A 16,403-nucleotide genomic window follows, 5' to 3' on the forward strand; every position below is an offset into this window, starting at 1 on the left:
GCCGCTCGGCAAGTGCGTCGGGGGAATGGCGCGGCCGAGCCCGGCGCTCAGGCGATGACCAGCCGCTTGGCCATCACCAGCGTATCGGGCTGGTCGTCGCGGCCGCCGAGCCGCGCCTGCCGCTGCAGGAAGAAGCCCATGCGCTCGTAGAAGGCGATCGCCGCCTCGTTGCGGCTCTCGACCTCGAGGCGCACCACGGGCGCCTCGGGAAAGCAGGCGAGCGCAACCTGGAGCAATGTGCGGCCGATCCCCTGTCCCTGGCGCACCGGCAGCACGTAGAGCCGCGTCAGGAAGGCGGTGCCGTCCGGCTCGCGCCGGGCCGATGCCGTCGCCACGATCTCCTCGCCGAGCAGCGCGACGAGGAAGGCGCCGCCGTCGCGCCCGAGCTGCGCCGCCAGCGCCTCGGGCGAATGCCAGGCATTGGTCAGCTCGGCGACGCGGCGCCAGCCATAGAGCCCGTCATAGGTGGCGTGCCAGGTCTCGACCAGGAGCGAGCGCACCGCCGGCAGATCCGCCGGCGTCGCATCGCGGATGGCGAGGCCCGGCGCGGTCACTCGATCCCGAGCTTGGCTTTCAGGATCTCGTTGAGAGCCTGCGGGTTGGCCTTGCCGCCGGAGGCCTTCATCGCCTGCCCGACGAACCAGCCGAGCATGGTCGGCTTGGCCTTGACCTGCTCCACCTTGTCGGGATTGGCGGCGATGATCTCGTCCACGGCCTTCTCGATGGCGCCGGTGTCGGTGACCTGCTTCATGCCGCGGGCCTCGACGATCGCCCGCGGGTCCAGAGGTCCGCTTCCTGCTTCTGTCCAGAGGATCTCGAACAGGTCCTTGGCGATCTTGCCGGAGATGACGCCTTCGCCGATCAGGTCGACCAGGCCGCCGAGTTGGGCGGCGGAGACCGGCGAGGTCGAGACCTCCCTGCCCTCCTTGTTGAGCCGGCCGAACAGCTCGTTGATCACCCAGTTGGCGGCCGCCTTGCCGTCCCGGCCCTTCGCCACCGCCTCGAAATAGTCGGCCTGGTCCCGCTCGGCGACGAGCACCGAGGCGTCATAGGGCGACAGGCCGTAATCGGCGATGAAACGCGCCTTCTTGGCGTCCGGCAGCTCCGGCAGCCCGGCCTTCAGCCCGGCCACGAAGGCGTCGTCGAATTCGAGCGGCAGCAGGTCGGGATCGGGGAAATAGCGATAGTCGTGCGCCTCTTCCTTCGAGCGCATCGAGCGGGTCTCGCCCTTGCCCGGATCGTAGAGGCGGGTCTCCTGGTCGATGCTGCCGCCATCCTCGATGATGCCGATCTGGCGGCGGGCCTCGACCTCTATCGCCTGGCCGATGAAGCGGATCGAGTTGACGTTCTTGATCTCGCAGCGCGTGCCGAAGGGCTCGCCGGGCTTGCGCACCGAGACGTTCACGTCGGCGCGGAGATTGCCCTTCTCCATGTCGCCGTCGCAGGCGCCGATATAGCGCAGGATGGTGCGCAGCTTGGAGACATAGGCCTTCGCCTCGTCGGCCGAGCGCAAATCGGGCTTGGAGACGATCTCCATCAGCGCCACGCCGGAGCGGTTGAGGTCGACGAAGCTCATGGTCGGATGCTGGTCGTGCATCGACTTGCCGGCGTCCTGCTCCAGATGCAGGCGCTCGATGCCAACGGTGATCTGCTCGGTCGGCGACAGGTCGACCGCGATCTCGCCCTCGCCGACGATCGGGTGCTTGTACTGGCTGATCTGGTAGCCCTGCGGCAGGTCCGGATAGAAATAGTTCTTCCGGTCGAAGACCGAGCGCTTGTTGATCTGCGCGTTGAGGCCGAGGCCGGTGCGCACCGCCTGCCGGACGCATTCCTCGTTGATGACGGGCAGCATGCCGGGCATGGCGGCGTCCACCAGGCTGACATGGTCGTTCGGCTCGGCGCCGAAACCGGTGGCCGCGCCCGAGAACAGCTTGGCGTTCGAGGTGACCTGCGCATGGATCTCGAGGCCGATCACCACTTCCCAGTCGCCGGTGGCGCCCTTCAGCAGCTTCTTGGGATCGGCGGGACGGGCATGGGCATTCATGACGAAATCCGGACTGGACGGCGGCGCGGGGCGCCGACGGAGACAAGAACGATGCGACTGAGGTAAATCCTTGTCGCTGTTGCAGCAAGCTTCTGTTGCGGCAGCGTAACACTAAAGGCACAGTGGTGCGCCGCAGCGCGCCTCCGAGGCATGCTGTCGAGTGACGGAACTTGACAATCGTCAGCGCCTGAGGGTTCTTGCCGCAACGGCCGGAATCCCGGAAAGGGTCTGCCGTGCCCGCATTCTCGGAGTTTCCCATGATCCGCCGCCGCTCCAGCCGGGTGTTCGTCGCCTTGGCAGTCCTGTTCCCGGGGCTGTCCGCCATGGCGCTCGCTCAGGGCGCCCCGCCCGCTCCGCCCGTTTCGGTGTCCGAGCCGCTCGCCAAGCGGATCGTCAACTGGGACGAGTTCACCGGCCGATTCGAGGCCAGCGAGCAGGTCGAGGTGCGCGCCCGCGTCTCCGGCTTCCTCGACAAGGTGCATTTCCGCGATGGCGACCTGGTGAAGGCCGGCGACCTGCTGTTCACCATCGATCAGCGCCCCTATGCGCTGGCCGTGGACGCCGCGCGCGCCGAGGTCGCCCGCGCCAAGGCCCAGGTCGACCTGACCCAGAACGAAGTCGAGCGCGCCGAGGCCCTGACGCAGAACCGCACCATCACCGCCCGCGACATCGACCAGCGCCGCGCCAACCTGAACAGCGCGCTCGCCTCGCACCAGGCGGCCGAGGCCAATCTGAAGACCGCCGAGCTCAATCTCGAATGGACCCAGGTCAAGGCGCCGCTGACCGGGCGGCTGTCCAACCGCCGCGTCGACGTCGGCAACCTGATCGCCGGCGGCCAGTCCGGCGCGACGCTTTTGACCACCATCGTCGCCGTCTCGCCGATCTACTTCACCTTCGACCTCTCGGAAGCCGACTATCTGCGCTATTCGCGCCTCGCCAGCCTGCGCCGCGAGAGCACGGACCAGAGCGAGAAGGGCACGCCGGCGATGGTGCGCCTCGCCGACGAGCGCGAGTGGACGCGCAAGGGCTCGGTCGACTTCATCGACAACGCCCTGAACGCCCGCAGCGCGACGATCCGCGGCCGCACGGTCTTCGCCAACCAGGACCAGTTCCTGACGCCCGGCACCTTCGGCCGCATGCGGCTGTTCGCCGGCGAGGGCGACGCCCTGCTCGTGCCGGATTCGGCCATCGTCTCGGACCAGGCCCGCAAGATCCTGCTGACCGTCGGCCCCGACAACAAGGTGGTGCCGAAGCCGGTGGAGCTCGGCCAGATGGCCTATGGGCTGCGCGTGGTCCGCAGCGGTCTCGACGCCAAGGACAAGGTGATCGTCAACGGGCTGGCCAATCCGATGGTCCGCCCGGGCGCGGCGGTCACGCCCAATCCCGGAGAGATCAAGGCTGCCGCGCAGCCCTGACGGCCGAAAGACGACACGACGCGCGCGGCGAAGGCGCCGCGCGCCCTGCCCTTCCGGCCAGGATGAAACCATGTTCCGCTTCACCCATTTCTTCATCGACCGCCCGATCTTCGCCACCGTGCTCTCGGTGCTGCTGACGATCGCCGGCGTCGTCGTCCAGCGCACCCTGCCGATCGCGGAATATCCCGAGATCGCGCCGCCGACCGTCTCGATCTCCGCCAGCTATCCCGGCGCCTCGGCCGAGGTCGTCGCCGCCACCGTGGCGACGCCGATCGAGCAGGAGGTGAACGGCGTCGACGACATGCTCTACATCACCTCGCAGTCGACGGGTGACGGGCGCGTGACGATCAACGTCGTCTTCAAGGCCGGCACCGATGTCGACCAGGCGCAGGTGCTGGTACAGAACCGCGTCGCGGCCGCCGAGCCGCGCCTGCCGCAGGAAGTGCGCAATTTCGGCATCCAGACCCGCAAGGCGTCGCCGGACCTGATGATGCTGGTCAATATGGTCTCGCCCGACAAGTCGCGCGACGCCCAGTATCTCTCGAACTACGCCACGCTCTACGTGAAGGACGTGCTGACCCGCGTCGACGGCGTCGGCAATGTGCAGGTCTTCGGTGCGCGCGACTTCTCGATGCGCATCTGGCTCGACCCCGCCAAGGTCGCGGCCCGCAACCTGACCGCGGGCGACGTGGTCGCGGCTCTGCGCGCCGCCAACGTCCAGGTCGCGGCGGGCGCGCTCAACCAGCCGCCGGCGCAGTCTGACGGCGCCTTCCAGCTCTCGGTCAACACGCTCGGCCGCCTGACCGAGATCTCGGAGTTCGAGAACGTCGTCGTCCGGGCCGACCCCGATGGCGGCACGATCCGCGTGCGCGACATCGCCCGCGTCGAGCTCGGCTCGCAGGACTACACCACCAACGCCTATCTCGATAACCAGGACACGGTCGCCATCGGCGTCTTCCAGCGTCCGGGCTCGAACGCGCTCGCGACCTCCGAAGCGCTCAACAACGCGATGAAGACGATGGAGCGGGACTTCCCGCCCGGCGTCGGCTACCGCATCATCTACAACCCCACCCAGTTCATCTCGCAGTCGGTCGACGCGGTGGTCAGCACGCTGATCGAGGCCGTGCTGCTGGTCGTGATCGTCGTCATCCTGTTCCTGCAGTCCTGGCGCGCCGCCATCATCCCGATCGTGGCGATCCCGGTCTCGCTGGTCGGCACCTTCCTGGTGATGAGCGCGGTCGGCATCTCGTTCAACACGATCTCGCTGCTCGCCATGGTGCTCGCCATCGGCATCGTGGTCGACGACGCGATCGTCGTGGTCGAGAACGTCGAGCGCTACCTCGCCGAGGGCATGACGCCGAAGGACGCGGCCCACAAGACCATGGACGAGGTCGGCGGCGCGCTGCTCGCCATCGCGCTGGTGCTCTGCGCTGTGTTCCTGCCCACCGCCTTCATCAGCGGCCTGCAGGGCACGTTCTACCAGCAGTTCGCTGTCACCATCGCCGCTTCGACCGCGATCTCCTGCTTCGTCTCGCTGACGCTGTCGCCGGCCATGTCGGCGATCCTGCTCAAGCCGCACAAGGCGCATGAGGAGCACGAGAAGCACGGGCTGTTCTACAAGCTCGGCGCGCCGGTGCGCGGCTTCTTCCACTACTTCAACAAGGGCTTCGACTGGCTCTCGCGCGCCTATGGCAAGGTGACCGCGCGGCTGATCCGCCTCTCGGTCATCCTGTTGCTGGTCTATGCCGCCCTGATCGCCGTCACCGGCCAGCGCCTGGCCTCGACGCCGACCGGCCTCGTGCCGCAGCTCGACCGCGGCTACTTCATCGTCGCGCTGCAGCTGCCGCCGGGCTCGTCGCTCCAGCGCACCGACGCGATGATCCATCGCGCGGCGGAACTCGCCCTGTCGCGTCCCGGCGTGGCGCACGCGGTCTCGATCGCGGGCCTCGACGGCGCCACCTTCACCATCGCGCCGAATGCCGGCGTGGTGTTCGTGACGCTGAGCTCCTTCGAGGAGCGCGCCAAGGCGGGGCAGACGCCGGCGGCGATCCTCAACGATTTGCGCCAGCAGATGGCGTCGATCGGCGAGGCCTTCGCCCTGGTGATCGAGCCGCCGGCGGTGCCGGGCATCGGCTCGGGCGGCGGCATCAAGGGCTATGTGCAGGACCGCGGCGGCCGCGGGCTGGCGGCGCTCGAGCAGGCGGCGTGGATCGTCGCGGGCTCGGCCGGCCAGACGCCGGGCATCCAGCAGCCCTTCACCCTGTTCTCGACGCGGACCCCGCAGATCTTCGCCGATATCGACCGCACCAAGGCGGAAATGCTCGGCGTGCCGATCAGCCGGATCTTCGAGACGCTCTCGGTCTATATGGGCTCGGCCTATATCAACGACTTCAACATGCTGGGCCGCACCTACCGGGTGACGGCACAGGCCGACAATCCGTTCCGCCTCGATGTGCGCGACGTCGCCAATCTGAAGACGCGCAACAATGACGGCGAGATGGTGCCGATCGGCTCGGTCGCCCGCTTCGAGAACCAGACCGGCGCCTATCGCGTGCCGCGCTACAACCTCTACCCGGCGGCCGAGGTGCAGATGTCGATGGCGCCAGGCTATTCGACCGGCCAGGGCATCGCGGCCGTCGAGAAGATCGCGCAGGAGCGGCTGCCCTCGGGCTTCGGCTTCGAATGGACCGAGATCGCGCTGCAGGAGAAGCTCGCCGGCAACACCGCGATCATCGCCTTCGGCCTCGGCGTCGTCTTCGTCTTCCTGCTGCTGGCCGCGCTCTACGAGAGCTGGCTCCTGCCGCTGGCGGTCATCCTGATCGTGCCGATGTGTATCCTGGCGGCGATGATCGGCGTGAACCTGCAGGGGCTCGACCGCAACGTCCTCGTCGATATCGGCCTGGTGGTGCTCGTCGGATTGGCGGCGAAGAACGCGATCCTGATCGTCGAGTTCGCCAAGCAGGCGGAGGACGAGGGCATGAACCGGCGCGACGCGGCGATCGCCGCGGCCCGCACGCGCCTGCGGCCGATCCTGATGACCTCGCTCGCCTTCATCCTCGGCGTGCTGCCGCTGACGATCTCCACCGGTGCCGGCGCCGAGATGCGCCACTCCATGGGCGTCGCCGTGTTCTCCGGCATGCTGGGCGTGACGCTGTTCGGCCTGCTCTTCACCCCGATCTTCTACGTGGTGGTGCGCTGGGTCGCCTCGCTCGGCCGCAAGCCGGCGGCGCCGACGCCGCAGCAGCCGCAAGCCCAGGCCCACTGAGCGGCGCTGCCGGACGATCCCGAACCCCGCCCCCGCCGTCCGGCGCGGGCGGGGTTTTTCGTTGGGTGGCAGGTTTGCGCGCGGCGCGGTGAACCCATCGGCCACGCCGTGCGTATGGAGAGCGCATAAGGATACCGCCCGTGACTGCCGCTTCGCTGTTCTGGTTTCGTGACGACCTTCGTCTTGCCGACAATCCGGGCCTGCGCGCCGCCTGCGCCAGGGGCGAGGCGCTCCTGGTCTACATCCTCGACGAGGGCGGCGACCGGCGCGCGCTCGGCGGGGCGGCGCGCTGGTGGCTGTCGCGCTCGCTGGCGGCGCTGGCGGAGCAGATCGCCCGGCGCGGCGGCGAGCTGCTGATCCTGCGCGGCGACCCGGCCACGCTGCTGCCCGACCTCGTGGCCAAGGCCGGCGTCGACTACGTCGCCTGGAACCGCCGCTACGAGGATGGCGCGCTCAGGCTCGACAAGGCGCTGAAGACGCAGCTGCGCGAGGCCGGGGTGACGGTCGAGAGCTTCAACGCGGCGCTGCTCAACGAGCCCTGGGAGGTCACCACCATGACCGGCCAGCCGATGAAGGTGTTTACGCCCTACTGGAAGGCCGCCCGTGCGCGCGGCGAGCCGGCGACGCCCCTGCCCGCCCCCGCCAAGATCCGGCCGGCCGGGATCCCGGCCAGGCTCGCCGGCCGGGTTCGCGACGTCGCCGCGCTCGGCCTCGAACCGACCGGCCCCGACTGGGCTGGCGGCCTGCGCGAGGCCTGGTCGCCCGGCGAGGCCTCGGCACGTAAGCGTCTCTCCGATTTCCTCGATAGCGGGCTTGCCGGCTATCGTGACGGGCGCGACAGCCCGGCGCGCGCCGCCACCTCGCGCCTCTCCCCGCATCTGCGCTTCGGCGAAATCGGCCCGCGACAGATCTGGCATGCGCTCGCCGCCGCGCGCGAGGCGGGCGAAGCGGCGGGCAGCGCGGCCGATGCCGAGAAGTTCCTGAGCGAGCTGGGCTGGCGCGAATTCAGCTACCACCTCCTCTTCCACAATCCGGGGCTGGAGACCCGCAGCTACAATCCGCGCTTCGCCGCGTTTCCGTGGGAGACGGACGCGGCCGCGCTGCGCGCCTGGCAGCGCGGGCTCACTGGTTATCCGATCGTCGATGCCGGGATGCGCGAACTCTGGCAGACCGGCTGGATGCACAACCGCGTGCGCATGGTCGTGGCCTCCTTCCTGATCAAGCACCTGCTCACCGACTGGCGCGAGGGCGAGGCTTGGTTCTGGGACACGCTGGTCGACGCCGACCCGGCGAACAATGCCGCGAGCTGGCAATGGGTCGCCGGGTCCGGAGCCGATGCGGCGCCCTATTTCCGGATCTTCAACCCAGTGACGCAGGGCGAGACGCACGACCCGGACGGCAGCTATGTCCGCCGCTTCCTGCCGGAGATCGCCGGGCTCCCCGACAGCCGCATCCACGCGCCCTGGACCGCCAGCGCCAAGGAGCTGAAAGCGGCTGGGATCACGCTCGGCGAAACCTATCCGCGACCGGTGATCGATCTCGCCTTCGGCCGCCGGCGCGCGCTCGAGGCGCTCGCCAGCCTGCCCGATACGCGCGGGGACGCCGCCGGGAACTGATCAGCCTGGGCCACGGTTGCGGCCCTTGCCCAGCCGGCGGTCGAGCCGCGCGACCAGCCAAGCATAGGCGGGATAGGGCAGGACGCGCAGCAGCTTGACCAGCCAGGCCATGCGGCGCGGAAAGGCGATCTCGAAGCCCGGCCGGCCGAGCCCGTCGACGATGCGGCGCGCCGCGTCCTCGACGGCGATCATCATCGGCTTGGCGAAGGACTGGCCCGCGACCATCGGCGTATCGACGAAGCCCGGCGCGACCAGCTTCAGCGCGATGCCGTGGCGCGCGCAATCGAAGGCCAGGCTCTCGCAGAGGTGGATCGCGGCCGCCTTCGACGCGCCATAGGCGGCGGCCCCAGGCAGGCCCCGATAGCCGACCAGCGAGGCGTTGACCGCGATGGTGCCCTGCCCGCGCGCCGCCATCCTGTCCATCAGCAGCGACAGCGGCCGGGCCACGCCCATCAGGTTGACGGCGAGCGCCTGCTCCAGCGCCGCGAGGTCGAGCCCGCCGGCATCGGAGCCGGGCGCGACACCGGCATTGAGGAAGGCGAGCGTGATCGGCCCGTGCACGCGCTCGATCGCGTTGACGGTCGCGGCGAGCCCGTCGGCATCGGTGACGTCGACGGGATGGGCGACGATCCGGCCTGACGCCTCTCCCGGCAGCGATTGCGCCAGGGCCTCCAGGCGCTCCGTCCGCCGGGCGGAGGCCGCGACCGTCCAGCCGCGGCGGGCGAGCTCGACCGCGACGGCCGCTCCGATCCCGGAGCTTGCGCCCGTGACCCAGGCGACGCGCGGGGCCGTGCCGGCGAGGCGATCGATTTCGAGACTCGTCACAATCGTCCGTTCCAGTTTACCTAAAGTCAGTCCGCGCCGTGCCTGCCTCGCGCCCGGCATCATCGCAGGGCCAGGGAGAACTTGCATGACAAAAACCATCACCGCGGCGCTCCTGGGCGGGTTGGCTGGCGCCGCGATGGCGATATCGGCCGCCGGGGCTGCCGAGCCGACACGCGCGCGCATCGACGCGCTGCTGCCGGAATTCGAGCAGCAGGTCGCCGCCGCGATGAAGGCCTTTTCCGTGCCTGGGGTCGCGATCGGCATCGTCCATGACGACGCGCTGATCTACGCCAAGGGCTTCGGCCTGCGTGCGCAGGGCAAGCCGGACAGGGTGACGGCCGATACGGTCTTCCAGGTAGGCTCGACTACCAAGGCGTTTCTCGGCGTCACCTTCGCGCAGGCTGTCGATGCCGGGCGGCTCGCCTGGGCGGACCGCGTCGTCGACCGTCATCCAGCCTTCCAGCTCGCCGATCCCTGGGTGGCGCGCGACTTCCGCATCCTCGACATCGCAGCCCAGCGCTCGGGGCTGACGCCCTATGTCAATGACGGGCTGGCCATGCTCGGCTTCGACGCCGCCACCATGATCCGGGCGATGCGTGCGGCCCCCCAACTGGGGCTGTTCCGCTCCGACTTCCGCTATCTCAACGTGCCGCACCTGGTCGGCGGCGAGATCGTCGCCACGGTCAACGGCAGCGCGAACTGGTTTGAGTCGCTCAAGGCGAGCGTGCTCGATCCGCTCGGCATGACGGCCACCAGCGCGAGCCCGGACGCGATCATGGCCGCCGCCGACCATGCGATCGGCCATCGGCTGGCCGAGCAGCCGGTCGCGGTGCCGTTCCACCAGGCCTTCCCCTATGCGCTCGGCCCGGCCGGGGCGCTGAACTCGACCGTGCCGGACATGGCGAAATGGCTCAGGCTCCAGCTCGGACGCGGTCATTTCGGCGACAAGGTCGTTGTCTCGGAGGATAATCTCGACGTGACCTGGACGCCGCGCGTCGCCATCAACGAGCGCAGCGCCTATGGCGTCGGCTGGGTGATCTCGACGACGCCGCGCGGGCGCATCATCTGGCACAATGGCGGCACGATCGGCTTCGGCGCCCATGCCGGCTTCCTGCCCGACGCCCGCACCGGAATCGTCGTCCTGACCAATCTCGAGAATGGCGGCATGCCGGACGCGCTGGCGCAATGGTTCTACGACCGGGTGCTCGGCAATCCGACGGTGGACAATATCGCGCTCGGCGCCGAAGCGGCACGGGAGCGCTACGCCGCGGCGAAGGCGGAGATCGAGAGCTTCGTCACCGGGCCGCTGCCGGCCAAGGCGGCCGATCTCGCCGGCACCTACACCTCGCCGATTCTCGGCAGCGCCACCGTCACGCGCGCCGAGGGCGGCCTGCGCCTCGTGCTGGAGAAGACGGATGCGGTGATCGCGCTCGCGCCGAACCGGGACGATCCCTTCCTGTTCCAGGCGACGCTGACGCCGGAGGGCGACTATGCCGGGCCCGCCGCCCTGTCGGGCGGGATGCCGTTCACGCGCGTGCGCTTCGAGACCGACAATGCCGGGCGCGTCGCCACGATGCGCTGGCTCTCGCCGGAGCTGCCGCACAGCTTCGACCGCAGCGCGGCGCCTTGAGGAGGTTGCAGCCATGACGTGTCCGTTCCCCACCCGTCGCTTCGGCGTCCGCCCTCTACCCGTCATCGCTCTCGGCGCCATGTTCCTTGCGCCCTTCGCCGTGAGCGCACCGGTTCTCGCCGCCCCGTTCCCGGTGGCGCTGCCGGCGGCCGTTCTCGCCTCGCCGGCCGAGCCCGCCCGCTCGGCGCTGCGCAACTTTCTCGATGCGCTGGCCGAGGACGACGTGCACGACGACCATTACGACGGCTACGGCTATCGTGAGCCGATGTCGCGCAAGGAGCGCATGCGCGACTATTTCGAAGCGCAGCGCGAGATGCAGAAGGACTACTGGAAAGGCCAGAAGGAGATGCAGAAGCGCGCGATCAAGGCGCAGCGCGGCTGGTAGCCGCCCACACCCGACACGTCAGACGCGCGCCAGCTCGACCGGCACGGAATGCGAGTGCTTCACCTTGCCGAGCGCGAAGCTCGATTCGATCGAGGCGACGTTGTCGAGCCGGGTGAGCTTGTCCTTCAGGAAGCGCTCATAGGCCGAGAGGTCGCTGACGATGATGCGCAGCAGGTAGTCGCGCTGGCCGGTCATCAGGTAGCAGTCCGCCACTTCCGGCCAGCGCGAGACCGCTGCAGCGAAGCGGTCCAACTCCTCCTCGCGCTGCCGTTCCAGCTTGATCGAGGCGAAGACGGAGACCGGCAGGCCGAGCTTCTCCTGGTTGACGATGGCGACATAGCCCTCGATCACCCCGGCATCCTCGAGCAGCCTGACGCGGCGCGCGCAGGGTGAGGGCGAGAGCCCGACGCGGCTCGCCAGATCCTGCACGCTCATGCGCCCGTCCGCCTGGAGCGTCTGGATGATGCGGCGGTCGATCTCGTCCAGCCGGTGCTCTGCCATATTCCGTCATCCCTGCCGCCCGTCCTTGGCGGAATCCGCCAAGGACGAAAGCGCGGGCCGACAACTTTGGCAAGTATCGCCACACGCAGCGGTGCATGATGTCAGGGTTGGAGGAAACGATGACCGATACCCGCCTGCCCGCGCTCGCCGAGCTGGAAAAGAAGATCCTGTGGCTCGCCGCCTGGACGATCCACAACGCCAACCATCTTCGTCCCAGCGAGGACGGCATGAAGGTCGGCGGCCACCAGGCCTCCTCGGCCTCGCTGGCGACGATCATGACGGCGCTCTACATGGCGGCGCTGCGTCCGCAGGACCGGGTCGCGGTAAAGCCGCACGCCTCGCCGATCTTCCACGCCATCAACTACCTGATGGGATTGCAGACGTGCGAGAAGCTGGAGAATTTCCGCGGCTACAAGGGCGCGCAGAGCTATCCCTCGCGCACCAAGGACATCGACGACGTCGACTTCTCGACCGGCTCGGTCGGTCTCGGCGTGGCCCAGACGCTCTTCTCCTCGCTGGTGCAGGACTATGTGAAGGCGCATGGCTGGGCGAAGGAGCACCCGGAAGGCCGCATGGTCGCGCTGATCGGCGACGCCGAGCTCGACGAGGGCAACATCTTCGAGGCCCTGATGGAGGGCTGGAAGCACGGGCTGCGCAACACCTGGTGGATCATCGACTACAACCGCCAGTCGCTCGACGGCGTGGTCCGCGAAGGGCTCTACGACCGCTTCGAGACCATGTTCCGCAATTTCGGCTGGGACGTCGTCACGCTGAAATACGGTTCGCTGCAGCAGGCCGCCTTCAAGGAGAAGGGCGGCGACCGGCTGAAGGCGTGGATCGATTCCTGCCCGAACCAGCTCTATTCGGCCCTGACCTTCCAGGGCGGCGCCGCCTGGCGCAAGCGGCTGATGGACGATCTCGGCGACCAGGGCCCCGTCACCAAGCTGATCGAGAAGCGCAGCGACGCCGAGCTCTCGGCGCTGATGTGCAATCTCGGCGGCCACGACATGCCCTCGATCCTCGAAGCCTTCGAGAAGATCGACCATGACCGGCCGGTCTGCTTCCTGGCCTACACCGTCAAGGGCTTCGGCCTGCCGCTGGCGGGCCACAAGGACAATCATGCCGGGCTGATGACCAAGGAGCAGCTCGACGGCTTCCGCAAGGCCAACGGCATCCGCCCCGGCCATGAATGGGACCTGTTCGAGGGGCTGGACCTGCCCGAGCCGGAGCTGCGCGACTTCCTGGCCTCTGTGCCGTTCTTCGCGGAAGGCCGGCGGCGGCTCTCGGCGCCGGCCCTGCCCGTCCCGGCGCGGCTCGAGGCCGGCATCCAGCCGGTGATGTCGACGCAGATGGGCTTCGGCAAGGTGCTCGACGAGATCGCCAAGGCCGGCGGGCCGCTGGCCGAGCGCATCGTCACCACCTCGCCGGACGTGACCGTCTCGACCAATCTCGGCCCTTGGGTGAACCGCCGCGGCCTGTTCGCGCGCGCCTCCATGGCCGACACCTTCCGCGACGAGCGCATTCCCTCGATGCAGAAATGGGAGTTCTCGCCGACCGGCCAGCATATCGAGCTGGGCATCGCCGAGATGAACCTGTTCATCAACCTCTCGGCGCTGGGCCTCTCGCATTCGATCTTCGGCGAGCGCCTGATCCCGATCGGCACGCTCTACGATCCCTTCATCTCGCGCGGCCTCGATGCGCTGAACTATGCCTGCTACCAGGACGCCCGCTTCATGCTGGTCGCCACGCCCTCGGGCGTGACGCTGGCGCCGGAGGGCGGCGCGCACCAGTCGATCGCCACCCCCCTGATCGGCATGAGCCAGGACGGGCTCTGCGCCTTCGAGCCGGCCTTCGTCGACGAGCTTGCGGTGATGATGCGCTGGTCGTTCGAGTACCTGCAGAAGGATGGCGAGGGCGACCCCGACGAGCGCACCTGGCTGCGCGACGAGACCGGCGGCTCGGTCTATCTGCGCCTGTCGACCCGCCAGCTCGAGCAGCCCTCGCGCGCAATGACGCCGGAGCTGGAGCGCGACATCATCGACGGCGCCTACTGGCTGCGCAAGCCCGGCCCCAACGCCTCGGTGGTCGTCGCCTATACCGGTGCTGTCGCGCCGGAGGCGATCAAGGCGGTCGGCCTGCTGGCCGAGGACCGGCGCGATGTCGGCCTGCTCGCCATCACCTCCGCCGACCGGCTCAACGCCGGCTGGCAGGCGGCCGAACGCGCCCGCCAGCGCGGCAACCACGCCGCGACCAGCCATATCGAGCGGCTGCTCGGCGAACTCTCGCGCGATTGCGGCATCGTCTCGGTGCTGGACGGGCACCCTGCGACCTTGGCCTGGCTCGGCAGCGTGCACGGCCACCGCCAGAAGGCGCTTGGCGTCGAGCATTTCGGCCAGACCGGCACGGTCGCCGACCTCTACCGGCATTTCGGCATCGACGCGAACGCCATCGTCCACGCGGCGCAGTCGGCGGCGCCGGGCCGCCCGGTGCGGTATCTGAAGGCGCTGCCCTGACGCACGCCGCCATGCCCGGGCCTTGGCCGGGGCATGGTCGTCTAGCGCTCGCGCCGGACGCTGACGCCGGCAATCAGCCAGGCGCCGAGCAGGAAGAAGCCGATCAGCACGGCCAGCCCTGCGCGCTGGCTGGCGAAGATCGTCGTCATCAGCGCGACCAGCGTCGGGCCGAGGAAGGACGTCACCTTGCCGGCGAGCGCGAACAGGCCGAAGAACTCGCCGATCCGCGCCGGCGGCGCCAGCCTGGCGAGCAGGCTGCGCGACGAGGCCTGCAGCGGGCCCGCCACCAGTCCGATCAGCAGGCCTAGCCCGAGATAGGCCTTCTCGGCCGCCGCCGCGAAGAGCCCGTCGCCGGGCACCGGCGGCGCCACCTCCACGACGAAGGCGAGATGGCCCGGCCCGAGCGAGAGGATGCCGAGGCAGGCGATCAGCAGGCAGGCGAGCGCACCGAGGATCACTGGTTTGCCGCCGATCAGATCGTCGAGCTTGCCGCCGAGAAAGGCGCCCAGCGTGCCGGTGATCGTCAGCAGGATGCCGAAGACGCCGAGCTCGATCGTACCCCAGCCGAACACGCCGGCGCCGTAGATGCCGCCGAAGGCGAAGAGCGCCACCAGCCCGTCCTGGTAGACCATGTTGGCGAGCAGGAAGCGGCCGAGGCCCGGCAGGCGCGGCAGCTCGGCCAGCGTATCGCGCACTCGGCGCACCCCGCCCTTGGCTGCGACCTTGAGCGAGACGCCGCTGCGCGGGCTGTCCGGCGTCAGCAGGAACATCGGCAGCACGAAGACCATGAACCAGAGCGCGGTCAGCGGCCCGGAGAAGCGATCGCCCTCGCGCGCGGCCGCGTCCAGCCCGAAGAGCGGCGTGAAGCCGGCCAGCGTCCGCCCGGTCAGCGGATCGGCGGCGAGGAAGCCCAGCGTCAGGGCGAGCGAGATCAGCCCGCCGAGATAACCGACCGCCCAGCCTGTGCCCGACAGCCGCCCGAGCCGCTCGGGCGGGACGAGGCGGGTCATCATCGCGTTGTTGAAGATCGTCGCGAATTCCGCGCCGATCGTCGCCAGCACGAAGCCTGCGAGCGCGATCGGCACCGCGATCGGCGAACCCGGCCGCGCATACCAGAGCATCGCCGAGCCGACGACCAGCATCGCGCCGAACACCGCGATCCACGGCTTGCGCGGGCCGGTCGCATCGGCGATGCCGCCGAGCAGCGGCGACATCAATGCGATGGCGAGGCCGGCGAAGCCGGTGGCATAGCCCCAGAGCGCCTGCCCTTGAGCCGCGTCGGCGGCCAGCGCGGACGCGAAGAACGGCGCGAAGACGAAGGTCGTGACCAGGGTGAAGAAGGGCTGCGCCGCCCAGTCGAAGAAGATCCAGGCGACGACGGAGCGCCGTGGCGGATAGGTGACGGGCGGGGTCCCGGCCGCGCTGCTTGCCTGCGTCATCGTCCACCCGATCCGGCGTCATGGTGCGGGTGGGCGACGCTGGAGGCGCGCCTCGTCCCGGGCTGGGCCGCCGCCCTTACGGCGGCGCGCCCGTCACTGCAGCGTGGTGTCCGACCCGGAACCGCCGCGCGCCAGCTCGATCTCGGTGATCGCGACCAGCACCTCGGCCCGGTGCTTCAGGCTCGGCGCCTCGAGCAGGGCCTGCTTTTCGCGCGGCCCGAACGGACACATCATCGATAGCGCGTTGACCAGCGCCTCGTTCGGCGCCTCGTTGACGCTCTTCCAGTCGATCTTGAGCTCGTTCGCTTTGGCGAAGCTACGCAGCGCCTGGACTAGGCCGGTGCGGTCGACCTCCTCCTCGCCGGCGCGCGCCTCGAAATCGACGGCGAAGAGCGTGTAATCCACCCGCGCCTGGCGATAGGGCGTCGTCACCGACAATTCCTCAACCAGCCGGAAGCGCGAGACGCCGGTCAGCGTGATCAGATAGCGATCGTCGCCCGTCTCGGCGAACTGCGTGATCCGGCCGAGGCAGCCGACTCCGACCAGCGGTGGCGCGGCGCCCTGCCCGTCGCTGTCGGGCTCCGGCTGGATGATGCCGATGAGTCGGTGCGTGCGCAGCGCCTCGTCTACCATGGCGAGATAGCGCGGCTCGAACACGTTGAGCGGCATCTGGCCGCGCGGCAGCAGCAGCGCCCCCTCCAGCGGAAACAGCGGAACCACGACCGGGCAATCGTCCGGGCCGCGATAGACTGCGTTCATCGCCATGCCGC

The 16,403-nt window shown here is 69.3% G+C and carries 12 protein-coding genes; 6 read left to right on the forward strand and 6 right to left on the reverse strand.

From position 1 onward, the window contains the following. Positions 1–47: 47 nt before the first annotated feature. Positions 48–554 carry a GNAT family N-acetyltransferase gene (locus ABE438_RS04660; protein ID WP_346501364.1) on the reverse strand — a complete coding sequence of 169 codons (507 nt, stop codon included), beginning with the start codon at positions 552–554 and terminating at the stop codon, positions 48–50. Further along, positions 551–2,044 (reverse strand): Asp-tRNA(Asn)/Glu-tRNA(Gln) amidotransferase subunit GatB, encoded by a 1,494-nt coding sequence (gatB, locus tag ABE438_RS04665; protein WP_346501365.1) that lies wholly within the window; start codon positions 2,042–2,044, stop codon positions 551–553. Before gatB ends, ABE438_RS04660 begins: the two co-directional genes overlap by 4 nt. A 257-nt stretch (positions 2,045–2,301) precedes the next feature. Here gatB and ABE438_RS04670 point away from each other — a divergent pair, with 257 nt between their 5' ends. The 3 genes from ABE438_RS04670 (at position 2,302) to ABE438_RS04680 (ending at position 8,340) form a co-directional block, all read left to right on the forward strand. Further along, positions 2,302–3,459 carry an efflux RND transporter periplasmic adaptor subunit gene (locus ABE438_RS04670; RefSeq protein ID WP_346501366.1) on the forward strand — a complete coding sequence of 386 codons (1,158 nt, stop codon included), beginning with the start codon at positions 2,302–2,304 and terminating at the stop codon, positions 3,457–3,459. A gap of 70 nt (positions 3,460–3,529) precedes the next feature. Continuing rightward, positions 3,530–6,724, forward strand: a complete 3,195-nt coding sequence (locus ABE438_RS04675) for an efflux RND transporter permease subunit (RefSeq protein WP_346501367.1) — start codon at positions 3,530–3,532, stop codon at positions 6,722–6,724. Between the two features lie 140 nt (positions 6,725–6,864). Then, positions 6,865–8,340 (forward strand): cryptochrome/photolyase family protein, encoded by a 1,476-nt coding sequence (locus ABE438_RS04680; protein WP_346501368.1) that lies wholly within the window; start codon positions 6,865–6,867, stop codon positions 8,338–8,340. Here the strand turns inward: ABE438_RS04680 and ABE438_RS04685 are convergent, their stop codons facing one another. After that, positions 8,341–9,165 (reverse strand): SDR family NAD(P)-dependent oxidoreductase, encoded by an 825-nt coding sequence (locus ABE438_RS04685; RefSeq protein ID WP_346501369.1) that lies wholly within the window; start codon positions 9,163–9,165, stop codon positions 8,341–8,343. 85 nt (positions 9,166–9,250) lie between these two features. Here ABE438_RS04685 and ABE438_RS04690 point away from each other — a divergent pair, with 85 nt between their 5' ends. Both ABE438_RS04690 and ABE438_RS04695 read left to right on the forward strand, forming a co-directional pair. Beyond that, positions 9,251–10,795, forward strand: a complete 1,545-nt coding sequence (locus ABE438_RS04690) for a serine hydrolase (protein WP_346501370.1) — start codon at positions 9,251–9,253, stop codon at positions 10,793–10,795. A gap of 13 nt (positions 10,796–10,808) precedes the next feature. Further along, entirely contained in the window at positions 10,809–11,180 is a 372-nt protein-coding gene (locus ABE438_RS04695; protein ID WP_346501371.1) for a hypothetical protein, read from the forward strand. 18 nt (positions 11,181–11,198) lie between these two features. Here ABE438_RS04695 and ABE438_RS04700 read toward each other — a convergent pair whose 3' ends face one another. Next, entirely contained in the window at positions 11,199–11,681 is a 483-nt protein-coding gene (locus ABE438_RS04700) for an Lrp/AsnC family transcriptional regulator (protein WP_346501372.1), read from the reverse strand. Between the two features lie 119 nt (positions 11,682–11,800). Here ABE438_RS04700 and ABE438_RS04705 point away from each other — a divergent pair, with 119 nt between their 5' ends. Continuing rightward, complete coding sequence (locus ABE438_RS04705) at positions 11,801–14,194, forward strand: transketolase-like TK C-terminal-containing protein (protein WP_346501373.1); 2,394 nt, start codon at positions 11,801–11,803, stop codon at positions 14,192–14,194. 41 nt (positions 14,195–14,235) lie between these two features. Here the strand turns inward: ABE438_RS04705 and ABE438_RS04710 are convergent, their stop codons facing one another. Together ABE438_RS04710 and ABE438_RS04715 are read right to left on the reverse strand one after the other, a co-directional pair. Continuing rightward, positions 14,236–15,633, reverse strand: coding sequence for an MFS transporter (locus tag ABE438_RS04710; protein WP_346501374.1), 1,398 nt, complete (start codon positions 15,631–15,633; stop codon positions 14,236–14,238). A gap of 93 nt (positions 15,634–15,726) precedes the next feature. Beyond that, a complete protein-coding gene (locus tag ABE438_RS04715; RefSeq protein WP_346501375.1) occupies positions 15,727–16,398 on the reverse strand; it encodes an LON peptidase substrate-binding domain-containing protein in 672 nt (223 codons plus the stop codon). Positions 16,399–16,403: the final 5 nt, after the last annotated feature.

The organism is Allobosea sp. TWI1241 (genome assembly GCF_039673065.1).
In the GTDB taxonomy this organism is placed as follows: Bacteria; Pseudomonadota; Alphaproteobacteria; order Rhizobiales; family Beijerinckiaceae; genus Allobosea.

Bases quoted from the DNA above. Each gene is read 5' to 3' on its own strand.
- gatB (WP_346501365.1), bottom strand. From the start codon at position 2,044: ATGAATGCCCATGCCCGTCCCGCCGATCCCAAGAAGCTGCTGAAGGGC.
- ABE438_RS04670 (WP_346501366.1), top strand. From the start codon at position 2,302: ATGATCCGCCGCCGCTCCAGCCGGGTGTTCGTCGCCTTGGCAGTCCTG.
- ABE438_RS04675 (WP_346501367.1), top strand. From the start codon at position 3,530: ATGTTCCGCTTCACCCATTTCTTCATCGACCGCCCGATCTTCGCCACC.
- ABE438_RS04690 (WP_346501370.1), top strand. From the start codon at position 9,251: ATGACAAAAACCATCACCGCGGCGCTCCTGGGCGGGTTGGCTGGCGCC.
- ABE438_RS04695 (WP_346501371.1), top strand. From the start codon at position 10,809: ATGACGTGTCCGTTCCCCACCCGTCGCTTCGGCGTCCGCCCTCTACCC.
- ABE438_RS04700 (WP_346501372.1), bottom strand. From the start codon at position 11,681: ATGGCAGAGCACCGGCTGGACGAGATCGACCGCCGCATCATCCAGACG.
- ABE438_RS04705 (WP_346501373.1), top strand. From the start codon at position 11,801: ATGACCGATACCCGCCTGCCCGCGCTCGCCGAGCTGGAAAAGAAGATC.
- ABE438_RS04710 (WP_346501374.1), bottom strand. From the start codon at position 15,633: ATGACGCAGGCAAGCAGCGCGGCCGGGACCCCGCCCGTCACCTATCCG.
- ABE438_RS04715 (WP_346501375.1), bottom strand. From the start codon at position 16,398: ATGGCGATGAACGCAGTCTATCGCGGCCCGGACGATTGCCCGGTCGTG.